A 22,104-nucleotide genomic window follows, 5' to 3' on the forward strand; every position below is an offset into this window, starting at 1 on the left:
ACAAATGCCGTGCTCGCTGCAGACGTATCGTTGTCGGTTGCTGCAGCTGTCGGCACCTTGGGATCGCCAGTAAAGACTGGGCTTGCCAATGGAGCCTTGAGCGCTAACGCGTTGGTGACGGTCGTAGCGAAATTCGGATCGTTACCCAGCGCCGCCGCCAGTTCGTTCAACGTATCCAGCGCGCCGGGTGAGGACGCTATCAGGGCGGCAATTGCGGACTGTACAAATGCCGCAGTGGCCAATTGGGCGGTATTGGTACCGGCAGCCGGCGTCGGCGCCGTTGGCACGCCGGTCAGGGCCGGGCTGGCCAGTGCCGCCTTGAGGGACAACGCTTGGTCAATCTGGGTCTTCGTGTACACATCGGTCAGGCCGTAGCCGGCAACCGTGGTCGGGTTGCTCGCAGCGGTTACGCGCCCGTAGGCGTCGACCGTCACGCTGCGATAAGTACCAGCGGCCACACCAGTGCGGCCAAAAGCCATTTCAAACACCAGCGCCGTGACGCCAAGGGTAATGGCGGCATCAGTCACCAGTTGCCAGGCGCTGTCACCATTGACCGTGCCCCGCTCAACTAGGACCAGTATGCCCGGCGTTACCTTGGTACTTGTGTCAGCGTCGGTGCAGCGCGTCCAGGCGCCGCCGGCGACAACCAGGTACAGGCCGTTATCCTTGGCGGCAGCCTGATTTTTCACCAGCACCCGCGCCCCAGCCGTGAGCGGCACGCCGTCGACCGTCTGCAGGCCGCTCAGTGTGATCGCGGCGGTGGTAGCAGCAAGAACAGAGTATTTGAAGTCCTGCCGGGCCAGTTCCTCTGTCACCCATTCCCGCGTGGCCAGCACAACGCTTGGGTCAATCTTTAGCTGCACGTTGCTGGCACTCTTGACCAGCAGATTCAGGCGCAGTACCTGCGTGCGCCCAGACCCCTGACTCATCAGCGGCTTGAAGGTAGGCGGGCAGTTGGCCACCGCCACCATGTCGCCGTCCGCATCGTAAAGAGCGATTTCGCGAATCCACTTACCGCCCACGTCGGCGGGAATGATCTGCTCAGCGATGATCACCGCCGCGTTGTTGGGGTCGACCTTCAACTGGTTCAGCGGCGCGCGGCGCCACTCGCTCAGCAGCGCCCTTTGACTTGAGTTCGGCATGGGCAGCGGCGGATTGTCCAAGCCGGCAGGGTTGCCGTCACCCACCCCCATCTGCGAAAAGGTCCAAGCAATGCCCAGGGCATCCGCATTGGCCTGCTTGGCGGCCCCGACGTCAGTCAGGATCGCGTAGAACTGCGAGGTCTGGTCAACCATAGTTAACGTCCAGATAGTCAATAGTGTGATCACGACCGCCACGCCCAATCTCGCCACTGACATCGAGGTCAACAGCTTGCGGCGGGTATATGTCGAGTTCTTCGCCGTCATAGACGGCCGTGGCCAGGCAAAAGCTGCCCGTGGCTTCCAAGCTGATGGCCAGGCCGACCATGTGCCGGCTGACTGGCCGGGCGTCATCGATCAGCGCGGTAAGCTCTTGATAGGTTTCCTCGCTGATGCCCTCATCAGCCACGCCGACCTTTAACGCGAAGGTGCCCGGCACCCCTTCGGGCACCGTCTGCCACCACTCCACAATCTCGATCAGGTAGCCGAACGGCTCCACCACGCGGCGCAGCGCGCCGATGGTTCCCTTGCGAGAGTGGACGAGGTACGCCGAGCGGATCACCGAGCGCTTGACCGCCTCCGGCCACTCGTCATCCCAACGATCCACCGACCACGCCCAAGCGAGCTGGTACAGCAGATGCGCTGGGCAGGTGTCGGGGTTGTACAAGGTGCGCAGGGTGATCTTGGTCCGGTCGATTGCAACCGAGCCGAGGGCGCGCTCCAGCGGCGTGCTGTTATTGGGCAGCAGCGCCGTCATGGCAGGACACCCCGCGTTACGGTAACGGCGGTGCACCAGGCGGCTTGTGCCTTGGTTGGGCGGATATCCACCCAGTCGTTAATTTCCACGCGCTTGACGCCGGCAACGTGCAACTGGGCGTCAATGGCCGACCGAGACACCTCCACACCGAGCCGCTTGCGCGGGTTCTTCCAGGCTTCCAGACGACTCTTGGCCTCAGACAGCACTGCCTCACCCTCCGGACCGTTGCCGGCGAGGTAAACCACGGCATTGATCTGGTAAGGCAGGATCTGCGCGCTACGCACGTTGACCCGATCCGCGACCGGGCGCACGTCGTCGTCGTTGACGGCAGCGGCGACCGTGGCCAGCAGCTCGGCGTCGGCACTGCCGTTTCCATCCAGGCTTAAGACTGTCAGGTCGACCACCGCAGGCGACGGGCTTTCGGCCGTGGCATCAGCCACCAACCCCGACGCGTTACGGGCGTGCAGGATGTAGCTGTTTCGGGGGCCGGCCGTGGTCAGGCCTTCATAGACCAGCTGCACCCGCTCGCGCAGGGCGTCGTCTTCCTCCAGCACCTCGGGCACCGGCGGTACCGCGGTCAAATCCTCGGCCTGCACCACCAGGCGACCAAGCTCGACGTTGGCCGCCAGATGATCCAGATCCGCACCCTTGGCGTAGGCCAGCAACAGCGCTTTGGCGGCGTCATTGACCCGCGCCCGGTCTTGCACGCGAAGATAGGCGATCAGCTCCAGCAGCTTGACCACCGGCTCACTCTCAAGCGGCGCCGTCCAGTTGTCGCCCAGGTACTCGCGAAACTGGACCAGCAGCCCCTCATAAGTGGCTTCGATATCGAGGCTTTCCAGCACCTGCGGCGCCGGCAGCGCCGCCAAGTCAATTGTCATGCGCTCACCTCAATGACGCTGCTGTCGCCCAGGTATGCCCCGGTCAACTGCATAGTGATTCTCCCATCCACAACGGCCGTCACCCGGACCCGCTCCAAACTAAAGCGCGGCTCCCAGCGGCCAAGGGCGCGAGCGACCTCGGCCTGTACAGCGCTTTTCCAACCGTCGTTTACCGGCAGGTCGACGTAACGACGCAGGCGACTGCCGTAGTCCGGGCGTATCCGGCGGCTGCCGATCGGCGTCGTCAGAATGTCTTCAATGGACTGCCGCAGATGGTCCAGGCCTGACAGCGGCGCCCCTGTGCGGCGATCCATTCCGATCATGGGGTTACGCCTCCAGGCGCTGGAAATCCTTGCGGGCGTCCAGATAGGCCTGTGCCTCGGTGTCGGCGCCGTCGACCTCGATCCGGGCGCGGATCACTTTCAGCTCGCGGCCGCCGTCCATGAACAGCGAGCGCGAGGCGTTGACCTTGTCGCAATAGACGACCGTCGCCAGCGCACCAGGCGCAGCGGTTTCTTTCTTGGTAGCCATGGTTTCCCCAGGTATGAAAAAGCCCGCTCAATGGCGGGCTGTCAGTGTTTGTGGTTTGCCGAGTTACCGCCGGCGTCCATGATCTTGCCGGCGCCGGCGATATCGCCCGTTACGGATAACGGCCCGACAATTTTTACGGCACCTTCAAGCGTGATGTTCGCGGCCTTGGCCGTGATGGCGGTCGCCTCGGCGGTCAACGTAACCGTCTTGGCCGTGATTGCATCGTCGGTCAGTGTGGCCGACGTACCGCCCACCTTGACCAACACGGTGCCCGTAGGCAGCGTGATGGTGTAGCTCTTGGCCTGCCAGTCGTAGACCAGCGAGCCGCCATCATCAAACCGCCAGACCTCCACATGATCGCGGCTGTCCGGCTGGCTGCCGGCGTTGCCGTACAGGCCCGGTATGAACGTGCCCTGCGCGGGGTCGCCGCTGGGACTGACCAGCGCGCCCTGCTCGTTCAAGCTGGGCGCCCGCCAGTGGCGCGCCTTGCCAGCGGCCTGGCTGTGCCAGCGCACCCAGGCACTAGTCCAGCCATCGCCATCGGACACACGCACGCGGGCGGCCTCCAGATCCACCGCGACCACGCGGCACGCCATCACCGTGCAAGCCAGCATGCGGTCATGCTGGGCGCTTGTGTAGCTCATCCCATGGCCTCCGGTGGATCATAGGCCCCTTCGCTGCCGGAACCCGTGTCGGGGTGAAACCCAAACACAAGCGTGCCGGGAGGCTGTATTGGCCAAGGCCACTCCTCCTCGCCGAGGTAAATGATCTGAGTCCACTCGACCACCCACACGGCGTAAGCATCCAGTTCGGGGCGCGTCCAGTCTCGTTCTGCACGAATGAACTGTGAGGGCTCGACCGCCAGCCCCCACGTTTGGATCCGCAGGAGTACGGCCAACTGCGCCGCGACGAACGCGGCAATATGCAAGCAGTTTTCTTCCTCGGCCCCGACGATCACACGCGCTTCAAAGCGAGCATCAACCGCTGTTTCCCCCGTGCCCGGATCCTTGTCGGCATCTTCAAACCCCGCCAGCTCAAGGATCACCGCAGGCGGCGTGACCACCTGAATCCCGGCAGGCATTGTTCCCACATACGCGAGGCCCGGAATTGCCTCGCTGATGTGCTGCTCAATGGCGGCGTAAATCTGGCTGAGAGGGATTGAGTCCTCATCCATTGCCTGTTCTCCCCAGGTACTTGTGCAGCTCATAGTTCAGCTCCTGCTCCATCACTTCCAGCAGGCGTTGGTGAGCGCGATTGGTCCAGGTCTCGAAGTGAGGACGGACGTTGTCCAGGGTGATCTTGGCCTTGGCTAACGGGAAGCGGCTGACGTTTTCCGAGACCCACCCTGACCGTGCACCACCCGCGCCCGACACCTGGCTGTCGGGGTAATCGCTCGCGTCAAAATGCTTGCTGGCTGTGCGGATCCAGATATCAGCCTTGCCACCGTACACTCGCTTGAAAAAAGCGCCTTCGTAGCGACGGCCGGCTACCGTTACCCCAGAGCGCCCTTGCCTTGCGCGACCAGCGCGACTGGCCTCGATGGGGTTGATGCCAAACCAAAGCCTGCCCTGCCCGTTGCCAGCGACGGGAAACGCTTTGAGCCGCTGCCTTACCGCTGCGATGGCGATACGCTCCTGACGGCCCACTTCCCGAGCCATGTGAGTGCGAAGCCAGCGCAGCGTTTTGTTGATCGCCCTGCGCTGGGCTGCAGCCATCGCCTTGGGTACGAGCCGGGCGAAGTCAGCGAAACGCTTGATGTCTACCGCGCTGGCTTGCAGCGTGATCAGCCCGGAGCTGGCCGATTGCTTGTGATAGCTACCCACGCTCATGGCGATTTCCTCAGCACCAGAGTGACCAGACCGTCACCGCCTGGCTCGATGTTGGTGATGGTGTAGTTCCCCCCGCCATCCTCAGCCGGCATATCGATGACCACCTTCTGCTTGACCTCGACACCCGCGTTGTCAGCGACGCGGATGACCAGGTGCGGCTCACGCAGGGCGGTGCGGATCTGGCCGAGCTTGGGCTGCAGCCAGGGCGCCGAGAACATGCCAATCACGTCGCGCCCCTCGATCTGCGCCGCATCGCCGAGCACCTCGAAAACCGTGTCGTCCACATCAGCAAGCAGCTCGCGGAAGCTCACGATCAGAGCTTCAGGTGGATGATCGCGCGGGGGCGCGTGACCATGTGCAATGGGTTGGACTGAGCTTCGCCCGCAACGCCTTTCTTGAACGGCAGGACTTCAACCTGGCCGTAGTACGGCAGGCCTTCGGTGTTCACCGTATCCATGTAGTCTGCCGGCGCAAACCGCGAGATGCAGAGGCCAGGCACGCCTTCGGGCACCAACCGAGCTTCGTCGTCCGGGATGAAAGAGGTGCCGTTGACCTTGCCGCGATACCGCTCCCACAGGATCCCGCCGAACTCGAATGCCTCCCGGCCGTCTGCGCGTAGTGCCGAGGCGTACTGGCTTCCTTCGTAGGTCTTGGCGACGCTGCGGTGATCGATCAGCGCGCGCCAGAAGTTCTTGCCACAGAACGCACGTGCCCCGCTGGTGGTGGTGGCCCCGAGTGCTTCTTCCTGCGCGTCCAGCGCCTCGACGCATTTCACGCGAACCTTAGTTTCAGCGTTCGCCAGCTCCATCTGCACCACCACGGGCTGCAGGCCGAACCGTTCAAAGATGTTCAACAGGATGGTCGTGCCGTCAGCATCAAGCACATGACCGCTCAAAGCTCCCATGCGGTGAAACTCGTGCGTCGCGTCGAGCTGCCGTCGGGCTTTGGCCAAACGCTTGTTTACAACATCCTGCACCGCCTGCAGCTCGGTTTGTGAGCCGAACGCGCGGATGCCTTGAATCTCATCAGCACGAATGGTGAACGTCTCGGGCAGATGCACCGTGTTGAACGGCAGCAGGATCCGCTTGCTGCCATTGACGATGTGGCCAGTGGTACCGCGCTCACCTGCCGGGACCAGCGCCAGGGTGTCGCCGTCTTTTTCAACCTGGACGGTCACGGTGTTGACGCCCTCTTCTTCAAACAGCCCCAGCTCAGCCAGTCGGCCTGGCACAAAGGGCTGCTCGTTGATCGCGGCGGTCAGCGCGGGCACGGTAAAGGCGTTTTCTTCAAAAATCTCGATGGCAGCCATGAAGGCCCTCCAGTAATGCAAAACCCCGCACAGCGGCGGGGTTTGGTTGGGTTCTGCTCGCCTCAGCGAACGATGATGAAGTGGCTGGCCAGCGCCTTCTCGGCATCCAGATCCAGTCCGGTGAGCAGTGACGCGGTAACCTCTGCCAAGCGCACAACGGCGCGTCCTCGGCGCTCCTCATCGGAGGCCGGGACGCCGGCAAACAAAATGCACTTGGCGGCCTCGCTGCCATCCTCGGCGTTCGGATCGTAGGCAGTCAGCAGCCCACTCGCGGTGATCTGGCCGAGGACCTGCCCAGCCGGCAGTGCCACACCAGCCGCCAATGCGATGGCCTCGCGCGAGATCTTGCCGGCTCCCTCGGACAGGAGAAATTCACCGGCATGCACCGGTTCTACATAGGTCTTGCTCATGTTCAGGCTCCTTTGCCAGGGTGTTGTCGAGTCGCCTGCCGCCGAGCGGCGTAGGTACTTGTGGGTGTGGGGATCTTGGCCTGGACCGGCTCAATCTCGTCGTCAGCAGGCGGCAGGCTGTTGTCGATCTCGAAGCCCTTGCCAGAGCCAACCAGCTTGTCGAACAACCTCGCACGTACCGCACCGGCGTCCAGCCCGGCCTGCACGAACTCAGCAGTCATTTCAGGAAGGCGAGCAGCGACACATAGGTCTCGCACCGATTTGGCACGGGTCAACGCAGCCTGCACGGTCGCTTCATCTGCCAGCTTGGTGGACGCAATCAACGGCGCGACCAAGTTGCTAATGCCGGCAGTGGCGCAGGCCTTGGTGATCATCAGGGCCAATGCCGTTGAATCGGCCTCTGTCGGCGCAGGCGGATCATCAACTGCCGGCGGATCGTCTTGAACCAAAGGCTCGGCCTGGCTGGCAGTGAGCTGATCGAGCAGCGCTTGCGGCGTCTGCCGATATCGCGCCATGGCAGCCCCCTGCCCCAGGCAGGCTTGAACCTTGACGCCATTGCCGATCTCGTCAGCCAGCCCCAGGGCGAGTGACTCCTGAGCCGTGAGCCAGGTCTCGTCGTTGACCATGCGCCGCAGTTCAGCATCATCGATGTCCGGCGCTTTGGCCTTGTAGGCCGCAATGATCGCCTCGAAGGTCTGGTCGAGCACATCCGCCACCCGGCGAAGATCCTCGGCATCCCCACCCGCCAACGTCCATGGGTTGTGGATCATGAACATCGCGTTCGAGGCCATGACGATCCGATGCGCACCGCAGGCCGCTACGCTGCCGGCGCTCGCGGCCAGCGCGTCGATCCGGGCAGTGCATCGCTCACCCAGCCGGCTGAGCGCGTTATGAATGGCGAGGCCGTCGAAGAGGTCACCGCCGATGGTGTTGAAGGCGACGACAACTGGCGAAGCTCCATCGTCAGCGGCTTTAAGATCCTGAATGAACTGGCTGGCCGTGATGCCCCAGGTGCCAATCTCGCCGTAGATGAAGATCTCGATGGTTTTTGATTCAGACTCGCCGTCAGCCGTGGCATTGATCTTGTACCAGCTCTCGTCCTCCACCTGCAGGGCGGTTTTGGCCTTGTTGAAGATGCGAAACGGCATCAACTTTTTCATTTCGTTTCCTTTTGATCGGACTCGTCGGCATCGTCATCAATCGCGGACAAGGTGCTGTAGTTGAGGCCCAGTGCCTGTGCACGGGCGATGTCGGCGGCGTTCTCTTCGTCTACGATTTCAGCGTCGGTGCCCGCGCGCAGACACATCTCGCTGCGTGAGGTGAAGCCGGCTTTGACTTCGAGCATGCGGGCTTGAACATCCTGTACTGGCTGGATGTAAGCCCAGCCCTGCGGTACCCATCGCGTGCGCAGGTATTCGCGGCGCCGTTGGGTGTAGTCATCCAGATCGAGGGCGCCTGACAGAACAGCCATGTCCATCCAGGCACGCCGCACCGGGCGGCACAGCTGGTGGACGTACACCGAAAACTGGAGCTGCTCGAGCCGGCGGCGGAACTCGTTCAGCACAACCCTGATCACCCGGTCGTTGACCCCGCGCATATCGCCCGTCATCAGCTCGTAAGGCAGGCCCGCGCCCGCCGCTGCAGCGGTGAGCTGCTGCCGCATGAAGTCGGGGTAGTTGTTGCCGCCGTCCGGCGGGTCCGAGAACTCGACCTGCTCACCCGGCAGCAGCTCCTGCATCGTGCCCGGCTCCAGCCCTACCATCGGCGTGAAGCCGTCGCGGTCGTAGCTGACTGGTGCCCCGGTCACCATGTCGATCTGCGGCGGGCCTTCCGGTGCGGGCTTGCGGATGAAGCCTGCGAACAGATTGGCCACCTCTTGCCGAAACAGGACCGCATCGTCGTAACTGTCCAGGCTGCGCAACCGCTTCAATACCGGCGCCAACCGGGGAACGCCACGCAATTGACCTGGTTCAAGTGACTCGAAGATGTGCAGCATCTGCTCGGCAGGCACACGCACCAGGGCGTTGTACCCAGCATTGAGCGAGGTCTTGTCACTGGGATGGTTGCGATAGCACCAGTAAGCCACGCGCCGCCCGAGGCTGTTGATCTCAATGCCGGCACGGATCACATTGCCGGATCGGGTCACTTCAAACTTATCGTGTGGCACGAACTCGGGCGAGAGACATTGCAGCTGCAGCGGCACCGCCAGGTCATCTTCGAGACGCCGAGGACGCAGCCGCACGAAACACTCGCCCGACTGCTCGACCGTTCGCGCCACCAACGCCTGCTGGCCGTAAAAGTCGGTCAGCTCATCGGCGTCGGACTCGTCTACCCAGTCCTCCCACAGCACCTGCATGACCTTGCGCAGCGCCTTGTCGATGAGCCTCGGCTGCGGCGTGATGCCTGTACCGATGAGGTTGCTGACCCGCTTGTCGATGACATTGGCTGCATATGGATCATTGCGCACAGCCGCTCGCGAACGCGAGCGCAGGTTGCGCAGGGCCGGCATGATCAGACTGTTAGGCCCCGTGTCCGGTGCATCCCAGTTAGATGAGCGCCGTCCCTCGGCAGCGCCTTCGTAGCTGGCCTTGATCCGCTCGGGAACCAGTACGCCAGAACGCGTAAGGGAAATGTAACGGCCGCTCACAGGCCCTTACCTCCGTGGTAAAGCCGGACAACGCGGGAACGCGGCCCCGCAGCTTTGGCCAGTTCGGTACGGATCAGGTCACGTGCCTTGATCAGCTCGTCGACCGACCGATACTCAACCGTGCGGTCGCTGTATCGAACGACCTTTTCGCCGCGCGCAATCGCACGCTCGACAGCGGCGAGGTGTGCTTGTGTGTATGCCATGTCAGCGTCTCTTCAGGTAGCCGCTACTCGAGCTGCGGCGTTGCATTGGTTTCGGTGCCGGTCGCGGCGGCGGTGGAGGCGGCGAAGCAGGCCGGGCTGGCGGCGGCGTGGTGTCACGTGGGGTGGCCGAGTCGGATGGATCATCGTCATCGTCATGGTCATCTGCCTCGGTGACTGGCGGCTGCACAGCCACCGGTTCATCGAACAATCCAGCCTGTGCCAGGGCCTGCCGAAGCTTGTCCCAGTCGTGCTCGCCGTAGCGATGCAAGTTGAGGTAATAGGCCATGGCGAGGTTGTACACCATCAGGTCAAGCGCTTCGTTTCGGTCTGCCTTGCCCTTCACCCACTCAATCCGCTTGTAACCTTTGACGTAGCGAGCAACCTTGCGCTCGGCGACGCACTGCTGAAAGAACTCATCGGGAAGGTCCTTGGCAAAGTGCACCGCACCTGGTCCAGCCTCGAAGCTGTAGCGGTTGTAGATCCAATCCTTGGCGGTGTCGGTGCCGATCATCCACAGCTCGGCGCCATGGCGTTCGGTCTGACCTTTCCAGGTCACATCCACCAGCGAGGGGCGCTGGGCAATAACCGGTCGCCCCGGTTTGCTCGCGCCCTTGATCGCGAAGATGTTGCGCCAACGTCGCACTCGGCAGAACTGATAAACCTCATGGGTGTGGTGACCACCAGAGTCGATGCCCGTTGCCAGAATGCCGAGGCCAACGCCGCAGGGATGGCGGTACCGCACCTTCAGCCGCTCATCAAGCAAAGCCCAGGTGCGGTCGTCGGCTGGGTCGCCGGGGATGACCTGGTGATCGACCACCCACCGTTCCATACCGACGCCCCAGCCGATCACCATCAGCTCGAGGCGGTTGGCCTGCACATCGACAGCGGCAGTCAGCACCAGCACGCCGACGGTCAACGAACCGAGGACATAGTTCTCCTGAAGCGCGCGGGCTTGCAGTACATCGGCCTTGGTCTGCTCGACCGCACTGTCCCAGACCTTGGCCAAGCGGGTGTTATAGAACACCTGCATGGGTTCGAGATCGCCTCGATCCTGCGCCCGCTTGGCTTTCTGAAACTGCTTGGCCAGCGCGGACCATGAGGTCCAGCCCAACGGCGCATACAGGGCGTTGAGGTGAAAGCCGACTGTTTCGCCGTCGCCTTGGGCGTGGCCACGCCACTCGCCTTTGGCCAGCATCTCACCCTTGTGGTGTTCTTCGATCAGCACGTCGCATTCAGGACCGGCGCACTGGTAGTGAACGGTAGCGAAGTCAGCCGAATACAGAAGGCGCTCCCACTCCAGCGTTTGCATGTGCCCGCAGGACGGACACGGCACGTAGAAGTGTCGCTGATCGCTGGCCTGGAACAGGTCATCGATCCGGGACGCGCCCTTGATGGTCGGCGAGCTGGAGAAGTAAAACTTGGCGTTGCGGCCGAAGGTACTGCCACGGGTCTCCGCCAGTTCGATGGGGTCGCCCTCCTCGTCCACGTCGACATCCCAACGATCCACCTCGTCGCCGTAGACGTAGCGCGCGGACAGCTCTGCCAGGTTGGAGGCCGAGCCAGCCGTGGTCGCATAAAGGGTACCGCCCTCAAACTCCTTGGTGTCCATGGTGTTGCGTGCATCGCGCGAGCGGGACGTGGCGACACGTTCGCGCAGCACTGGGGTCGCGGCAATGGTTTTGCCCATCCGACCAGAAACACGCTTGGCCAGGGTAAGGCTCGGCAGCAGTGTCAGGATGTTGGATGGCGACATGTGGATCAGCGCGCCGATCCAGTTGAGCGCGATCTGCGTTTTCATCAGCTGCGATGCAACCATCGTCACCACCCGTTTGCACGGATGGGCAGGTGACAGGCAGCGCATGGGTTCACGGGCGTATGGGGTCCGGGCAGTGCGGTATTGACCTGGCTCGGCTGCACCGGTGTCACGCGGGATCCGCATGTACTCGTCAGCCCACTCATCCACCCACAACTCTGGGTCGGGCTGTAGCCCACGGCAATACCCAGCGCGGTACACCTTCGCACCGTCTGCGTATCCGGTGGGCATAGGCTCAGCTCTGTGTCATAGCTTGCTCAAGGTCGGCACCGTTCAATCGGATCGCGTCTTCAAAGACACGCCGGAAGGCGCCAGTGAGATGTTTTTCTATCTGCCAAGGATCGGTCATCGCGGCCAACTCGGCGGCGAGCTGGGGAGCGAGACCAAACATCAGGTCTCTGACCATCCGGCCTGCGGAATAGGCCGCGTCCTCAACGGACTTACGGTCCACCAAATTGCCTTGAGTCTTGTGAAATTCAGACTCGGCTAACTGAGCCAGGTAGTACTCGCGGTGGGCTTTGGATCGCTGAAAATTGAAACCACTGCCCGGAGCCAGATCCGGTTGCTGCACCGCAGGTGTGTCGGCCGTCGGTTGGAGCTGGCTACGGACATCCCGATCAATTCGGTTTTCTTCGTGCCGAGCTGCGACAGCCGCTTTGCTCGGATCAGCCGATTCAGCTAGCAGCAACTCTGTTGCTTTCACATCCACCTTGCCGTCGACGGTGAGTACAAGGCGGTCCTGTTTAGTTAGCTTTGAAACGTAGGATTTCGACCATCCATTGCGGGCGGCGAACTCCGACTTGGTCAGGTAAAGCATGTCGATTCTTCCAGTTTACCCAATGATTTCAGGGGGGTTAACCAGTTCACCGCAGTTCACTAAGCTGGTGAACCAGCTGCTAACACAGAAGCGCGGGTTTCCCGTCCCGTAACCCGGCCATATCGCCAGGGTCCCCTGCCTTTTCCGAAGTGATCGGCACCGATTCTTAGCGGTCATCTCCCATTCTCACCGTTCTGTGGTGGTACTTCGCAAAGACCCAGCCGCTTGGCTGCCCATCGTTCGTATAAACCGATAGCGACATCTGCACCGGCCATCGCTGTTAAGCATCCGATGGCTCCAGCAGACCAAATAGACATACCCGCCGAGTAGAGGAGCAAGATGGTCGACAATCCACAAACGACGCATGCTCCTGACCGTAGGACGATCCGACGAACTAAGGACCAACCACTTACACCTGCTTTATCTGCTCGCCACATTTCTCCAGACACACCACCGACAAGGGACATGATAATTACCATCCAAATAGGCATCTCGATTAACGTCTGTTGCTCATGGGTCATGAATCGCTCCAAGATGTCGATTGAGATCAATCGCACAAGTTAAAGGGGCTGTATGGAATACTTTAATAACATCCTCGCCACAGTGGGATCTGTGGCTGCAATTCTCAGCGGATGGGTCACGTGGATCAGGACCACCGCAGATGAGCGCGAAAAGCTCAAACAGACGCTAATTTCTCTGTGCTCTAACTCAGTCAAGAGTCTGACCGTGGGAGTGGCGTTCGGCGCGGGGCTAGTGAACTGGTGGGAGGTTTATCAATTTGGACAGATGGAATCTGCACCTTCACGCAAAGACATCCTCGTTCTCCTCATGACTGGATGGAATGGGATGTTTTATACGTTCGCCGCCTTACTTGTGGCAGCGCTGTGGGCGAAACAGGCACGGGACAAAAAATACCCTATTCACTCACAGACCTAACAGAGTGAAGCCCCGGTATTCGGGGCTTTTTGAGGAAGGGACCAAGCGCACTTTTCATATCGTGGCGCCTTTTTACCGGCTAACTGCAAAACCGAACAGAGGCTATTTTCGGTTCGCCGCCACGACGCTACTTCGGCGCACCCTCGGCGCAGCCACGGCGCATTCCGACCCGACGAACGGTATTGCTTCGATACGGCCCGGAACGCGCAATGATGATCCTGACCACCTGCAGGTGCAGCGCATCAAGCCAGTTCCAGTAGGTGCGCTCAGCATCCTCCGCCAAGCCCACTTCCCTCATCTGCTCGCGAATGGGAGCACCATGCAGGTAGCGAAATCTGGCCAACCGTGCCAATACCTCACCCCGATCATCACGGCGCTCCAGCTCAGCAACCGCAGCGTCGACTTCGGCGGCGGCGCGATCCATACCTAAACCACCTGCCGGGATACTGGACCCAGTAGCACCGCCGCGAGGGGCAGCGCCTTTCCACTGCATGATCGTGCCCATCTGGCTACCCACGCCGGCCTCCAGGCCAAAGCGTGCCCGCTGCTCGGCCCAATGGCGCATGAGGTCATCAACATCCTTTTTCATGAGTCAAATACCCCGCAAACCGCAACCCAACACATATTCAGCCAACCCAACACAAACCCAACACAATTAAAAACCAATGAAATCAATGTATTAATAAAAAGTGTGTTGAGTGTGTTGGGTTTGTTGGGTATTTCAGTCCTCGCATAGAGTTTTTTTCTGGCAGTGATGGAGGGTTGAGAATTCACGCGCATGCGCGCGCGCGCGAAAAAACCCAACACACCCAACACACATTGCCGCCAAGCCAGTGATTCCGGGACTTCTGGATGTGTTGAGTTGGCCAACCGAACCCGACACAAACCCAACACACCCAACACACTTATTGATGTAGTCATGCTGCAAGCACCCTTTTCACATGGTCCCAGCCATCCACGTTCCACCCAGCCAGCTTTGCCCTGGCGCGCCACTCGACGACGTTCTTGCCCAGCTCGGCCGACTTCATGGATGGGGGCAGGGAAGGATCGCCATCGCTCGGAAAAAAGAACGCAGCGAACCGCCTTTGATTGCCATCAGTCCACGGGATGGCCCGCGTCTTCTCAACCTTGGCACTCACCATCAACGAGAATTTTGTTTGGCTCATAGCATTCTCCCGATTGTGCGAGCACCACTCGATGAACATCGCGTAGATGTCCGTGGTCAGGGCGCAGCCCCACAGGCCGTTGCCAAGCTCGCCAGCGCGCCACAGGTAGAAGAAGGTCTGCCAGGCTGTGCGGCTCAGCTCCACCAGTCGTTGCCGCGCCTCAGTCTTGGGTGGTCGAGTGCGCTGGTTGAACTCGCCTAGGTCAACTTCCAACAACCAGCCGTACAGCGCCGCAACGCCGCCATTGGCCAGCTCTTTACTGATCGCCTTCTGCCGGTCAGGCGGCAGCGTCTCCAAAGGCCACATGACCAGCATGCGGCGGTCGTCTTCGCTGATCGGCCAGGGCATGATCTCGTTGCTGAGGAACGCCGAGTTCATGTGGTTGGCTTCTTCCCAGCCGTTGATGAACTTCGATTCCATACGCACCGTCTTGCCGGTGATCATGTGCTTGATCTTGCCCACCTGGTTGTAGCGCTGGTCGCGACTGACCACTTCCTCAAAGACCGCCCACAGCTTCCTGCTCTGCCAGGCGTTGAAGTTGCCCTCAAGCTGCGTCTGTCCGACCGTCGCACCGTACTGGCCGTAGAGCTCCCCGATAACATCGGCAAACATCAGGCTTTTGCCCGAGCCTTCCATCGTGGAATGGAACAGCACCGCGGTATCCATCTTCGCGCCCATGTTCTGCAACGGGTAGGCCAGCCACTTGATCAGCCAGTCCAGCGCCTCGGCATCGTGGTTGCACAAAAAGCTGATCAGCCAGCGCAGGTTCTCGCACGCCCCGTCGTTGCGAACAGGCTCGAGCGGCAAACCCTCAAACGTGTTGATGTACACGGCTGGGTCTTTGGTCATGGTCGGGTCGAAGACGATATGGTCGACATCTACCACACGTCGGTCCTGGCTGTTCAACCACCACTTGTACTCATCGCCCAAGGCCATCTTCACCGCGCCCTCGGGAATCCGCCGCTTCTTTTCCCGGTCCCACACATCCTTGGTGCCGTCGATGTAGACATACCGCTCGATGGGGTCCAGCTTGAGCGCCCCGCCCTTTTTCGCTGCCAGGCGCTTTACCTGCTCCAGCTCTTTGACCTGATCGAGGGACACCAGCTTTTTGTCGGTGCGATCAATCCACTGCTTCGCCAGAGGCTTGCCCACCAGCGCTTCAAACCCGGCCCGCTTCATCGACTGCGCCTTGTCGAGGTCCCACACGTTGGTTGAGCCTTCAACCAACGCGAACCGCCGCAGCGCAGCTTTCAACACCAATCCATCCGCCCCCTCACCCCCTGAGGCCGAGGAGCCGGCCGAGCTGGCCGCTGCTTCGTCCGATGGGGTACGGGGAAGCTCATCGACTTCACCAGCCGGGTCCGTCGCCGCGTCTGCTGGCTCATCGATTGATGGGTCATGGGGAAGCTCACCTTGCGGCGGCGGTGTGGGTGGCCGCGACTTCGCATCGATGCCGAGAATCCGCGCCGCCTCTCGGGTAGCCACCCGGCGATCACCGTCATGCACCAAGATGCAGTAGACGTCGAATGCGTCATTCTTGTGGCCGTTGCCCAGCGGATCAGAGCTGTGGTGCGAGTACAACTTGCCATCGCTGATGGTGACGCCAGGCAGGCCACTGCTGCTCTGCGGGGAGAGCCACTTGCCATCGATCCGCTGATACCCATGCGCCTCGATCAATGTGGCAATGTCGTGCCGGCGATTGAATTCCGGGATCACCTCGGGCAACGGCTGCCCGGATCGGACCAGCATGGGCTTTGAGCGCTCAGGTGCACGAGCTGCAGGCACGACTGGCTGAGGTCGCCACGGGCAAACCGCGTCGGCCTGCTGCTTGAACGCATCCCACCCCTGCCAAATGGCCAGGAGTTCAGCGGGTAATTCCGGGAGGCCTTCTGCTGAGGGTGGATTGCGCCAAGTGTAAGGTTTGCCAGTGTCGGGGTGAATCGAAGGTGGTAGGACGTCCTGCACCAGACCGCCGCGCAGCTCGAAGACGGTGATTTTCTTGAACGGCTCTGCCGCCATGCGAAACGCCGCCTCTCGGGCGGCATCACCATCATCCTTAGCTGCTTTGACCTGGACCATCAAACCTTTGTAGATCTTGCCGTCAGGGTCATTCTGGTTAGGCCACACCAACGAGTGGCGACTCAGTTCAACGCCTGCCGGCACCCTGAACAGGATGCGAAAGCGCAGAGGGTTGCCCACTGCCGTCGGATACGCAGCCGCGAGGGCGTCAACGTCCAGACCCAGCGTCTGCTGCAGGGCCAACCGAGTCAGCGGGACATCATCAACATCCAGCGAACAGACCCGGCTCGGCCCCAGCACAACGCCCAGGTTATGGCTCGGGTGCTGCTGCCAGAAGCCCTCGGCCTCGGCGGCGTCAGTGAAGTAGCCACCCGGCTTGTTCCAACCGCTGCCTTTGGGTGCCTTCTCGCCCGGTTCAATAGGTACCAGCGCGAGACCGAAAGCGTCGACATAGCGCCGCGCCCACTCGGCCATTGTTGGTGTAGGGCGGTCGGTCATCTGCGCCGCTCCCTCAGCTCTTGGCAACTGATACAGGTTTCGCAGCCTTGGACGAGTTGCTGACGCAGCAGCGGGATAGCATCGTCGCAGTCCTCGCAGAACTGAGCGCTGGCTTTGATCGGGCGTTGGGTATGGCGCTGCAGAGCCATCTGCAGGAAGTACTCGGATTGCTCAGCGGCCATGTCGAGCGGATCAGGAACGTTAGCCATTGACCTGATCCTCCATGGCATTGCGGGCACCCGCAGTAATCGCGAGTACCTGCCGGATCACGTCCAGGCCGCACGCTTCCAGTCTCTGGACTTCGTGCCGCTCCCATACGTTGTCCGCTGCGCCTTCATGCATGCTGCTGACGAACTGAGCGGCTTCCTCGAGTAGATGAGCAACCGCCTTCAACTGCTCGTTGGTCGCGGGTACGGGCTGCGGACGGTACCAGACCACCCCTGCCGCCCTGCCCAACGCATCCAGCACACGCTTGTCAGAGGTCCACTGCAACACTTCTTCAAGCTCGTCTGGGTTCAACCAGCGCCGCTCTTCATCATGCTTGAGCTTCTTTTGTAGGGCATCCAAGTCCATGCCCATGTCAAACGCCAGAGTGGTGATGCCGCCTCTGTATTCGCGCCCTGCGCGGTAAAGCGCATGGCGCAGGGAAAGGGCCGGACCTGAGTCCGGTAAAGTGTCGATGCGACTCATAAACCGTTAAACCTCGATTAACGGTGTAGTCACGGGACAGGGTAAGACCTATCCTACAACCACGACCGTACTGTGCTGTGCGTCGTCGTAGCTGGACTGGGGAGGTGAGAGGCCCCAGTCCAGCACCTATTGTTTCCCCTGTCTCAAATACGCCCAGTCGATGTCTGGTCGAAGCGTTTCACAACGAATCACCCCTCCCGTTTCTCGATCCAGACAAACAGCAAGACCTGCGCTAGCGCGTCGGTTGCCGTAAGCCACCTGTTTCAGTTGGCCAACCGACGTTCCACAGCGATGCGCGAAAGCCTCTAGCCCCTCCTTGTTCATCGTTTTCAAGCATTCGCTAAGCGTCATAGACACCTCCAATGGCGGCAAGATTAGCAATTGCTAATTATCAACGCAATAGCATCTTGTAATTTACTGTTTGCTAACGGAAAGCAATCATCACCGCATGGATATCAACGAAAGGCGTATCGCCTCCCTCCGCAAGATCATGGGTGCCTTGAGCCAAAAGGAATTCGCCGAGGCGCATGACCTGGACGCGTCGTACCTATCACAACTGTTGAACGGCCATCGGAAGCTGGGGGAAAAGGCTGCGTTGAATCTGGAGCTCAAGATCGGGCTCCCGGCAGGGACGCTGACATCTCCTCCCTCGGAGGAGTCCTCAACTAAAGCCCCAGACAACGTGGTTCGCCTGCCAACCCGATTGGCCAAGGACAAGAATTACGTGTTGATTCCGCATCTCGACATTGCGGCGTCAATGGGGTCAGGCAAGGTAGCCCCCAGCATGTACATTGAAGTCATCCGCGACATGACGGTTCATCTCGACTGGCTCAGGTTGCAGGGCCTGACGTTTTCCAAGCTCGATAACCTCGCGATCATTACCGGTGACGGCGATAGCATGTCGGCGACATTCGCGGATGGTGATGCGCTGCTGGTGGATCGCGGGATTACCGAAGTCAAGACAGACGCGATCTACGTCTTCACATTGGACGGTGATCTGTACATCAAACGCCTCCAGCGACTGACTGGCGGCCAGCTTCGAATGATCTCGGACAACCCCATTTACCCGCCAATTGTCATTGATGAGTCGATGATCGATCGTATGCACATTCAAGCGCGGGTTCTGCTCGCCTGGAACGCCAAGAAGCTGTAATTCCCTTCGCGCTGTGCTCTACCGGCTCTGGCTGGGGAACAGCCACGCCCAAATGAATTAGCATTTGCTATTGATCATGCAATTAGCTTTTGCTAATTTAGCTCCGTGTCACCCTCTCACTCAAAGGACACGGAACATGAAATCAGCACAGTACAAAGAGCCGGGAGTGGTCTTGATCCACCCCACGACCTGCAGCAGTCTGACCAAGATCCGGGCGTTTCAGCAGAACACCGGCCTGCAGGTTGTCGTCTCCAACACAGGAAAAGCACATGCCATTCCATGCTCCGGGGGTGCGGTATGAGCGACTACAACATTTCACTCCGTCAGGTGATGCTGCTTCAGAACACCCTCGAACATGGCGGTACGGCCAGCTGCCAACTGCGCCGGCCCGAGACATGCTTAGAAGCCAACATCAGTGTGGAAAACGACGAGGAGACTCACCACATCAAGGTGAGCCTCGGGCCGCTTGCCAGCTCGATCACACTGGCCCGCGATCCATCGACCAAATATCAGTCCTTACGTGACTTCCTGCAGGACTTGGCCAATGGCCGAGCCGAGTCGGGATCTCTATCAGAAGAAGCTATCGCCCTGATCGAAGCGCAGGAGTCGGTGGACGAGGTGATCCAAGCTGGCCAGATCGCCTACGTCATCAATACCACCAACCCTAGGCTCCCCTATGGCGCCGTTGTCACCAATGACGATGGAGAGGTCTGCGCGGCCGCGACCGGATCAAGCAAGGAACACCTCGCTGAGAATGTTCGCGCGAAGCTCTGGATTTACCAGGAGGGGTTCGAGGAGTGCGCATGAACACGCTGGAACAACTGCGTGCTCAGTGGACGACGCCCTGCCCGACGCTCACCGCAGTGAGGGAGCAGTACTTCCCCCATATCAGATCGGATCGCCGGTTCAGGGAGCTGATCCAGAAAGGCGTAATCGACCTACCGCTGAAGAAGCTGCACAACTCGGCGAAGGCTCAGCACGTGATTTACCTGCATCACCTCGCTGACTACCTCGACGCACAAGCGCAGCATTCAGCCTGATCCAGGCGCCCCCGGCCAACAGGGGGAAATTCGCCCGCCGACGCCCTCTCACACAGCGTTGCCGGGCTTAACGGAGCACAGCACATGCAACCGCACCAGTACGCACTCGCCGCCGGGGTTATCTGGCTGGTGACCCTGACCATTCTCCCCTTCCTTATCGCCACGGCACGCCGCCGCGCTTACGCCCTTGGCTTCGAGGCAGGAAAGGTGTACAGCGACCAAACCCTGAACCTGCAGCTTAAGGAGGCGAGGCAGTCGCTGGAGCTATTACGCGCAGACAATACACACGTAGCGAAGCACGCCAAGAATCCTGCAGACGCCCAGGTACTCCAGGTCAATCACCGACAAACACTGCTGGAGATCGCGGAAACCCTGCGTGTAGCTGCAGAGACGTGGAGCGCCTTCAAAACGGGTAAGAAACTTGAGCGTGACGCCATCCGACTACGTGGAAAGGCGCTGGTCATTGCGACTGCACTGAGTCCCGCCGGCACGGCCATGAAGCTCGTGCAGCGACAGGAGACAGTGGCATGAGTCCTCGCAAGCACTTGCTCAAGCATTTCCATATGTGCTGTGGCCTAGGCGGTGGCGCCAAGGGGTTCAACCGCTCCAAGCCCATCGTCGGCAACCTGCAGGCTGACTGGCAGTGCATTGGGGGCGTCGACGTTGATCCAGCCGGGCTGGCTGACTTCGAACGCTTGTCCGGTGTGAAGGGCACGCTGATCGATCTGTTCACCCGCGACCAGTACATCCGGTTCCACGGCAAGGAGCCGCCCCCGGGTTGGCGGGAGGCCACGCCGGAGGACATCCGACGTGCTGCCGGCGGACAGCGCCCCGATGCCGTTTTCATCAGCTCTCCATGCAAGGGAGCAAGCGGCCTGCTGTCCGAGACGATGAGCCTGACCCCGAAGTATCAGGCACTGAACGAGCTGACACTACGCTGCATCTGGCTGTTCTGCGAAGCCTGGGCAGATGACCCGGTACCACTGCTGGTTTTCGAGAACGTCCCACGCCTCGCCACCCGTGGCCGCCACCTGCTCGACCAGATCAACAGCCTGCTGTCCAGCTTTGGCTACGCAGTTGCTGAGACCACCCACGACTGCGGTCGGATCGGTAATCTGGCACAGAGCCGTAAGCGCTTCCTATTGGTCGGCCGCCATGTCGAGAAGGTCCCGGCTTTCCTCTACGAACCTGAGCAGAAGTCTCTACGGGCTGTGGGGGACATCCTCGGCCGCATGCCGCTCGCCGGAGATATTGAGGCCGCAGGCCCAATGCACCGAGTACCTGCACTGCAGTGGAAGACCTGGGTACGCCTCGCGCTCGTCGAAGCGGGCAAGGACTGGCGAAGCCTGAACGACCTCGCAATCGAGGACGGCTACCTGCGCGACCTGATCATCGTGCCGGAGTATCACCGGGGCGTCTTGGGCGTGAATCAATGGCAGGATTCGTGTGGTGTTGTCGCCGGCGCGAGTCGGCCAATGAACGGATCGTTCTCAGTAGCCGATCCCCGCGCCAAGACTGGCGCACTTCAGTATCAGCAGTACGGCGTACGGCGCTGGCAGGACACCAGCGGCGCAGTGATCGGGGTCAAGAGCCCAGGACAAGGCACGTTCAGCGTTGCCGACCCACGACGCAGCGGTGCAGGCTTCGGCAAGTACCAGGTCACGCCTTATGGCAGCGCCGCAGGCACCGTCATCGCCGGGAGTACCACAGGTCAAGGCGCATTTGCAGTGCAAGATCCTCGGCCAGGCATGCGGCGCACCAAGGGTGACGCATACCTTACAGGCGGTCATTACGGCGTGGTGCCGTGGGGCGGCCCAGCCGGGGCCGTGTCTGCAAGCGCTATGCATGACAATGGTCGCTGGAGCGTAGCCGACCCGCGCCTGCCCGCAGCGAATGACCGCCTGACCTGCGTCATCGAGTCGCTGGACGGAACATGGCACCGTCCTTTCACCACCTTCGAGCTTGCCGCCATCCAGAGCCTCGTTGAACCCGAGGAGCAACTGGAGCTGGACGGCTTGAGCGACCAAGCATGGCGCGAACGGATCGGCAATGCCGTCCCACCAGCTGCTGCCGAGGCCGTAGCCGATGTGATGGGCACCACCCTGCTGCTGGTCGCCCAGGGCGAAACCTTCGTGTTGAGCAGCATGCCGATTTGGGTGCGCCCAGTTGCCGTTGGCCTGAGCGTGGCTCAGCGGGAGGCCGCATGAGCATGCATCCCCACAATTGGTACGCATCCGAGGGTTATGACGGCGGGCTGCATCACTGC

28 protein-coding genes and 1 pseudogene are annotated in these 22,104 nt (G+C 61.0%); 7 read left to right on the plus strand and 22 right to left on the minus strand.

Annotated elements, in window-relative coordinates; translation table 11 throughout:
* Positions 1 to 80 precede the first annotated feature (80 nt).
* From HU736_RS08825 to HU736_RS08905, 17 genes and pseudogenes are all read right to left on the minus strand, one after another.
* A pseudogene (locus HU736_RS08825) lies at positions 81 to 1,295 on the minus strand (phage tail protein); the annotation flags it as partial.
* Entirely contained in the window at positions 1,288 to 1,896 is a 609-nt protein-coding gene (locus HU736_RS08830; protein WP_186699466.1) for a phage tail protein I, read from the minus strand. The pseudogene HU736_RS08825 and the gene HU736_RS08830, both read right to left, overlap by 8 nt.
* Positions 1,893 to 2,777 carry a baseplate assembly protein gene (locus tag HU736_RS08835; RefSeq protein ID WP_186699468.1) on the minus strand — a complete coding sequence of 295 codons (885 nt, stop codon included), beginning with the start codon at positions 2,775 to 2,777 and terminating at the stop codon, positions 1,893 to 1,895. Before HU736_RS08835 ends, HU736_RS08830 begins: the two co-directional genes overlap by 4 nt.
* Complete coding sequence (locus tag HU736_RS08840) at positions 2,774 to 3,100, minus strand: GPW/gp25 family protein (RefSeq protein WP_186699470.1); 327 nt, start codon at positions 3,098 to 3,100, stop codon at positions 2,774 to 2,776. Before HU736_RS08840 ends, HU736_RS08835 begins: the two co-directional genes overlap by 4 nt.
* Positions 3,101 to 3,104: 4 nt before the next feature.
* Positions 3,105 to 3,308 (minus strand): hypothetical protein, encoded by a 204-nt coding sequence (locus HU736_RS08845; protein ID WP_186699472.1) that lies wholly within the window; start codon positions 3,306 to 3,308, stop codon positions 3,105 to 3,107.
* A 41-nt stretch (positions 3,309 to 3,349) separates the two neighbouring features.
* Positions 3,350 to 3,952, minus strand: coding sequence for a phage baseplate assembly protein V (locus HU736_RS08850; protein ID WP_186699474.1), 603 nt, complete (start codon positions 3,950 to 3,952; stop codon positions 3,350 to 3,352).
* The gene (locus HU736_RS08855) at positions 3,949 to 4,482 is read right to left on the minus strand and encodes a hypothetical protein (RefSeq protein ID WP_186699476.1); all 534 of its coding nucleotides are present in this window, start codon (positions 4,480 to 4,482) and stop codon (positions 3,949 to 3,951) included. The genes HU736_RS08850 and HU736_RS08855 overlap by 4 nt, the downstream gene beginning before the upstream one ends.
* Positions 4,475 to 5,137 (minus strand): hypothetical protein, encoded by a 663-nt coding sequence (locus tag HU736_RS08860; RefSeq protein WP_186699478.1) that lies wholly within the window; start codon positions 5,135 to 5,137, stop codon positions 4,475 to 4,477. Before HU736_RS08860 ends, HU736_RS08855 begins: the two co-directional genes overlap by 8 nt.
* Entirely contained in the window at positions 5,134 to 5,448 is a 315-nt protein-coding gene (locus tag HU736_RS08865) for a head-tail joining protein (RefSeq protein WP_186699480.1), read from the minus strand. Before HU736_RS08865 ends, HU736_RS08860 begins: the two co-directional genes overlap by 4 nt.
* A 2-nt stretch (positions 5,449 to 5,450) precedes the next feature.
* Positions 5,451 to 6,446 carry a major capsid protein gene (locus HU736_RS08870; protein ID WP_186699482.1) on the minus strand — a complete coding sequence of 332 codons (996 nt, stop codon included), beginning with the start codon at positions 6,444 to 6,446 and terminating at the stop codon, positions 5,451 to 5,453.
* A gap of 62 nt (positions 6,447 to 6,508) precedes the next feature.
* Positions 6,509 to 6,856, minus strand: coding sequence for a head decoration protein (locus HU736_RS08875; RefSeq protein ID WP_186699484.1), 348 nt, complete (start codon positions 6,854 to 6,856; stop codon positions 6,509 to 6,511).
* Positions 6,857 to 6,858: 2 nt separating this feature from the next.
* Positions 6,859 to 8,016, minus strand: coding sequence for a head maturation protease, ClpP-related (locus HU736_RS08880; RefSeq protein ID WP_186699486.1), 1,158 nt, complete (start codon positions 8,014 to 8,016; stop codon positions 6,859 to 6,861).
* The gene (locus tag HU736_RS08885) at positions 8,013 to 9,503 is read right to left on the minus strand and encodes a phage portal protein (protein ID WP_186699488.1); all 1,491 of its coding nucleotides are present in this window, start codon (positions 9,501 to 9,503) and stop codon (positions 8,013 to 8,015) included. The genes HU736_RS08880 and HU736_RS08885 overlap by 4 nt, the downstream gene beginning before the upstream one ends.
* Positions 9,500 to 9,706 carry a phage head-tail joining protein gene (locus HU736_RS08890; RefSeq protein ID WP_181107941.1) on the minus strand — a complete coding sequence of 69 codons (207 nt, stop codon included), beginning with the start codon at positions 9,704 to 9,706 and terminating at the stop codon, positions 9,500 to 9,502. The genes HU736_RS08885 and HU736_RS08890 overlap by 4 nt, the downstream gene beginning before the upstream one ends.
* Position 9,707: 1 nt before the next feature.
* Positions 9,708 to 11,750 (minus strand): phage terminase large subunit family protein, encoded by a 2,043-nt coding sequence (locus HU736_RS08895; RefSeq protein ID WP_186699490.1) that lies wholly within the window; start codon positions 11,748 to 11,750, stop codon positions 9,708 to 9,710.
* Positions 11,751 to 11,754: 4 nt separating this feature from the next.
* The gene (locus tag HU736_RS08900; RefSeq protein WP_186699492.1) at positions 11,755 to 12,336 is read right to left on the minus strand and encodes a terminase small subunit; all 582 of its coding nucleotides are present in this window, start codon (positions 12,334 to 12,336) and stop codon (positions 11,755 to 11,757) included.
* 173 nt (positions 12,337 to 12,509) lie between these two features.
* Positions 12,510 to 12,857, minus strand: a complete 348-nt coding sequence (locus tag HU736_RS08905) for a phage holin family protein (RefSeq protein WP_186699494.1) — start codon at positions 12,855 to 12,857, stop codon at positions 12,510 to 12,512.
* Between the two features lie 52 nt (positions 12,858 to 12,909).
* Between HU736_RS08905 and HU736_RS08910 the strand changes: the two genes are divergently transcribed.
* On the plus strand, positions 12,910 to 13,272 hold the full coding sequence (locus HU736_RS08910) for a hypothetical protein (protein ID WP_186699496.1): 363 nt from the start codon (positions 12,910 to 12,912) through the stop codon (positions 13,270 to 13,272).
* Positions 13,273 to 13,399: 127 nt separating this feature from the next.
* On the opposite strand, the gene HU736_RS08915 is transcribed toward HU736_RS08910, so the two are convergent.
* The 5 genes from HU736_RS08915 to HU736_RS08935 all read right to left on the minus strand — a co-directional run bounded on the left by HU736_RS08915 (position 13,400) and on the right by HU736_RS08935 (position 17,996).
* On the minus strand, positions 13,400 to 13,861 hold the full coding sequence (locus tag HU736_RS08915; protein WP_186699498.1) for a hypothetical protein: 462 nt from the start codon (positions 13,859 to 13,861) through the stop codon (positions 13,400 to 13,402).
* A gap of 328 nt (positions 13,862 to 14,189) precedes the next feature.
* A complete protein-coding gene (locus HU736_RS08920) occupies positions 14,190 to 16,955 on the minus strand; it encodes a bifunctional DNA primase/polymerase (RefSeq protein WP_186699500.1) in 2,766 nt (921 codons plus the stop codon).
* Positions 16,952 to 17,164 (minus strand): TraR/DksA C4-type zinc finger protein, encoded by a 213-nt coding sequence (locus tag HU736_RS08925; RefSeq protein ID WP_186699503.1) that lies wholly within the window; start codon positions 17,162 to 17,164, stop codon positions 16,952 to 16,954. Before HU736_RS08925 ends, HU736_RS08920 begins: the two co-directional genes overlap by 4 nt.
* On the minus strand, positions 17,157 to 17,645 hold the full coding sequence (locus HU736_RS08930) for a phage regulatory CII family protein (RefSeq protein WP_186699504.1): 489 nt from the start codon (positions 17,643 to 17,645) through the stop codon (positions 17,157 to 17,159). Before HU736_RS08930 ends, HU736_RS08925 begins: the two co-directional genes overlap by 8 nt.
* 126 nt (positions 17,646 to 17,771) lie before the next feature.
* Positions 17,772 to 17,996 carry a transcriptional regulator gene (locus tag HU736_RS08935; protein ID WP_186699506.1) on the minus strand — a complete coding sequence of 75 codons (225 nt, stop codon included), beginning with the start codon at positions 17,994 to 17,996 and terminating at the stop codon, positions 17,772 to 17,774.
* A gap of 97 nt (positions 17,997 to 18,093) precedes the next feature.
* On the opposite strand from HU736_RS08935, the gene HU736_RS08940 reads away from it, so the two are divergent.
* The 6 genes from HU736_RS08940 (at position 18,094) to HU736_RS08965 (ending at position 22,045) form a co-directional block, all read left to right on the plus strand.
* Complete coding sequence (locus HU736_RS08940; RefSeq protein ID WP_186699508.1) at positions 18,094 to 18,798, plus strand: XRE family transcriptional regulator; 705 nt, start codon at positions 18,094 to 18,096, stop codon at positions 18,796 to 18,798.
* 136 nt (positions 18,799 to 18,934) lie between these two features.
* Complete coding sequence (locus HU736_RS08945) at positions 18,935 to 19,099, plus strand: hypothetical protein (RefSeq protein ID WP_186699510.1); 165 nt, start codon at positions 18,935 to 18,937, stop codon at positions 19,097 to 19,099.
* On the plus strand, positions 19,096 to 19,605 hold the full coding sequence (locus HU736_RS08950) for a hypothetical protein (protein WP_186699512.1): 510 nt from the start codon (positions 19,096 to 19,098) through the stop codon (positions 19,603 to 19,605). The genes HU736_RS08945 and HU736_RS08950 overlap by 4 nt, the downstream gene beginning before the upstream one ends.
* On the plus strand, positions 19,602 to 19,838 hold the full coding sequence (locus HU736_RS08955) for a pyocin activator PrtN family protein (protein WP_186699514.1): 237 nt from the start codon (positions 19,602 to 19,604) through the stop codon (positions 19,836 to 19,838). Before HU736_RS08950 ends, HU736_RS08955 begins: the two co-directional genes overlap by 4 nt.
* Before the next feature lie 84 nt (positions 19,839 to 19,922).
* Complete coding sequence (locus HU736_RS08960; RefSeq protein WP_186699516.1) at positions 19,923 to 20,369, plus strand: hypothetical protein; 447 nt, start codon at positions 19,923 to 19,925, stop codon at positions 20,367 to 20,369.
* On the plus strand, positions 20,366 to 22,045 hold the full coding sequence (locus HU736_RS08965; RefSeq protein ID WP_186699518.1) for a DNA cytosine methyltransferase: 1,680 nt from the start codon (positions 20,366 to 20,368) through the stop codon (positions 22,043 to 22,045). Before HU736_RS08960 ends, HU736_RS08965 begins: the two co-directional genes overlap by 4 nt.
* Positions 22,046 to 22,104 lie beyond the last annotated feature (59 nt).

It is taken from the genome of Pseudomonas shirazensis (genome assembly GCF_014268785.2).
In the GTDB taxonomy this organism is placed as follows: Bacteria; Pseudomonadota; Gammaproteobacteria; order Pseudomonadales; family Pseudomonadaceae; genus Aquipseudomonas; species Aquipseudomonas shirazensis.

Coding starts and splice junctions, on each gene's coding strand:
- HU736_RS08915 (WP_186699498.1), bottom strand. CDS start 13,861: ATGAAAAAGGATGTTGATGACCTCATGCGCCATTGGGCCGAGCAGCGG.
- HU736_RS08900 (WP_186699492.1), bottom strand. CDS start 12,336: ATGCTTTACCTGACCAAGTCGGAGTTCGCCGCCCGCAATGGATGGTCG.
- HU736_RS08925 (WP_186699503.1), bottom strand. CDS start 17,164: ATGGCTAACGTTCCTGATCCGCTCGACATGGCCGCTGAGCAATCCGAG.
- HU736_RS08895 (WP_186699490.1), bottom strand. CDS start 11,750: ATGCCCACCGGATACGCAGACGGTGCGAAGGTGTACCGCGCTGGGTAT.
- HU736_RS08890 (WP_181107941.1), bottom strand. CDS start 9,706: ATGGCATACACACAAGCACACCTCGCCGCTGTCGAGCGTGCGATTGCG.
- HU736_RS08870 (WP_186699482.1), bottom strand. CDS start 6,446: ATGGCTGCCATCGAGATTTTTGAAGAAAACGCCTTTACCGTGCCCGCG.
- HU736_RS08860 (WP_186699478.1), bottom strand. CDS start 5,137: ATGAGCGTGGGTAGCTATCACAAGCAATCGGCCAGCTCCGGGCTGATC.
- HU736_RS08835 (WP_186699468.1), bottom strand. CDS start 2,777: ATGACAATTGACTTGGCGGCGCTGCCGGCGCCGCAGGTGCTGGAAAGC.
- HU736_RS08880 (WP_186699486.1), bottom strand. CDS start 8,016: ATGAAAAAGTTGATGCCGTTTCGCATCTTCAACAAGGCCAAAACCGCC.
- HU736_RS08945 (WP_186699510.1), top strand. CDS start 18,935: ATGAAATCAGCACAGTACAAAGAGCCGGGAGTGGTCTTGATCCACCCC.
- HU736_RS08910 (WP_186699496.1), top strand. CDS start 12,910: ATGGAATACTTTAATAACATCCTCGCCACAGTGGGATCTGTGGCTGCA.
- HU736_RS08840 (WP_186699470.1), bottom strand. CDS start 3,100: ATGATCGGAATGGATCGCCGCACAGGGGCGCCGCTGTCAGGCCTGGAC.
- HU736_RS08905 (WP_186699494.1), bottom strand. CDS start 12,857: ATGACCCATGAGCAACAGACGTTAATCGAGATGCCTATTTGGATGGTA.
- HU736_RS08955 (WP_186699514.1), top strand. CDS start 19,602: ATGAACACGCTGGAACAACTGCGTGCTCAGTGGACGACGCCCTGCCCG.
- HU736_RS08875 (WP_186699484.1), bottom strand. CDS start 6,856: ATGAGCAAGACCTATGTAGAACCGGTGCATGCCGGTGAATTTCTCCTG.
- HU736_RS08935 (WP_186699506.1), bottom strand. CDS start 17,996: ATGACGCTTAGCGAATGCTTGAAAACGATGAACAAGGAGGGGCTAGAG.
- HU736_RS08845 (WP_186699472.1), bottom strand. CDS start 3,308: ATGGCTACCAAGAAAGAAACCGCTGCGCCTGGTGCGCTGGCGACGGTC.
- HU736_RS08940 (WP_186699508.1), top strand. CDS start 18,094: ATGGATATCAACGAAAGGCGTATCGCCTCCCTCCGCAAGATCATGGGT.
- HU736_RS08950 (WP_186699512.1), top strand. CDS start 19,096: ATGAGCGACTACAACATTTCACTCCGTCAGGTGATGCTGCTTCAGAAC.
- HU736_RS08930 (WP_186699504.1), bottom strand. CDS start 17,645: ATGAGTCGCATCGACACTTTACCGGACTCAGGTCCGGCCCTTTCCCTG.
- HU736_RS08850 (WP_186699474.1), bottom strand. CDS start 3,952: ATGAGCTACACAAGCGCCCAGCATGACCGCATGCTGGCTTGCACGGTG.
- HU736_RS08920 (WP_186699500.1), bottom strand. CDS start 16,955: ATGACCGACCGCCCTACACCAACAATGGCCGAGTGGGCGCGGCGCTAT.
- HU736_RS08965 (WP_186699518.1), top strand. CDS start 20,366: ATGAGTCCTCGCAAGCACTTGCTCAAGCATTTCCATATGTGCTGTGGC.
- HU736_RS08855 (WP_186699476.1), bottom strand. CDS start 4,482: ATGGATGAGGACTCAATCCCTCTCAGCCAGATTTACGCCGCCATTGAG.
- HU736_RS08830 (WP_186699466.1), bottom strand. CDS start 1,896: ATGACGGCGCTGCTGCCCAATAACAGCACGCCGCTGGAGCGCGCCCTC.
- HU736_RS08960 (WP_186699516.1), top strand. CDS start 19,923: ATGCAACCGCACCAGTACGCACTCGCCGCCGGGGTTATCTGGCTGGTG.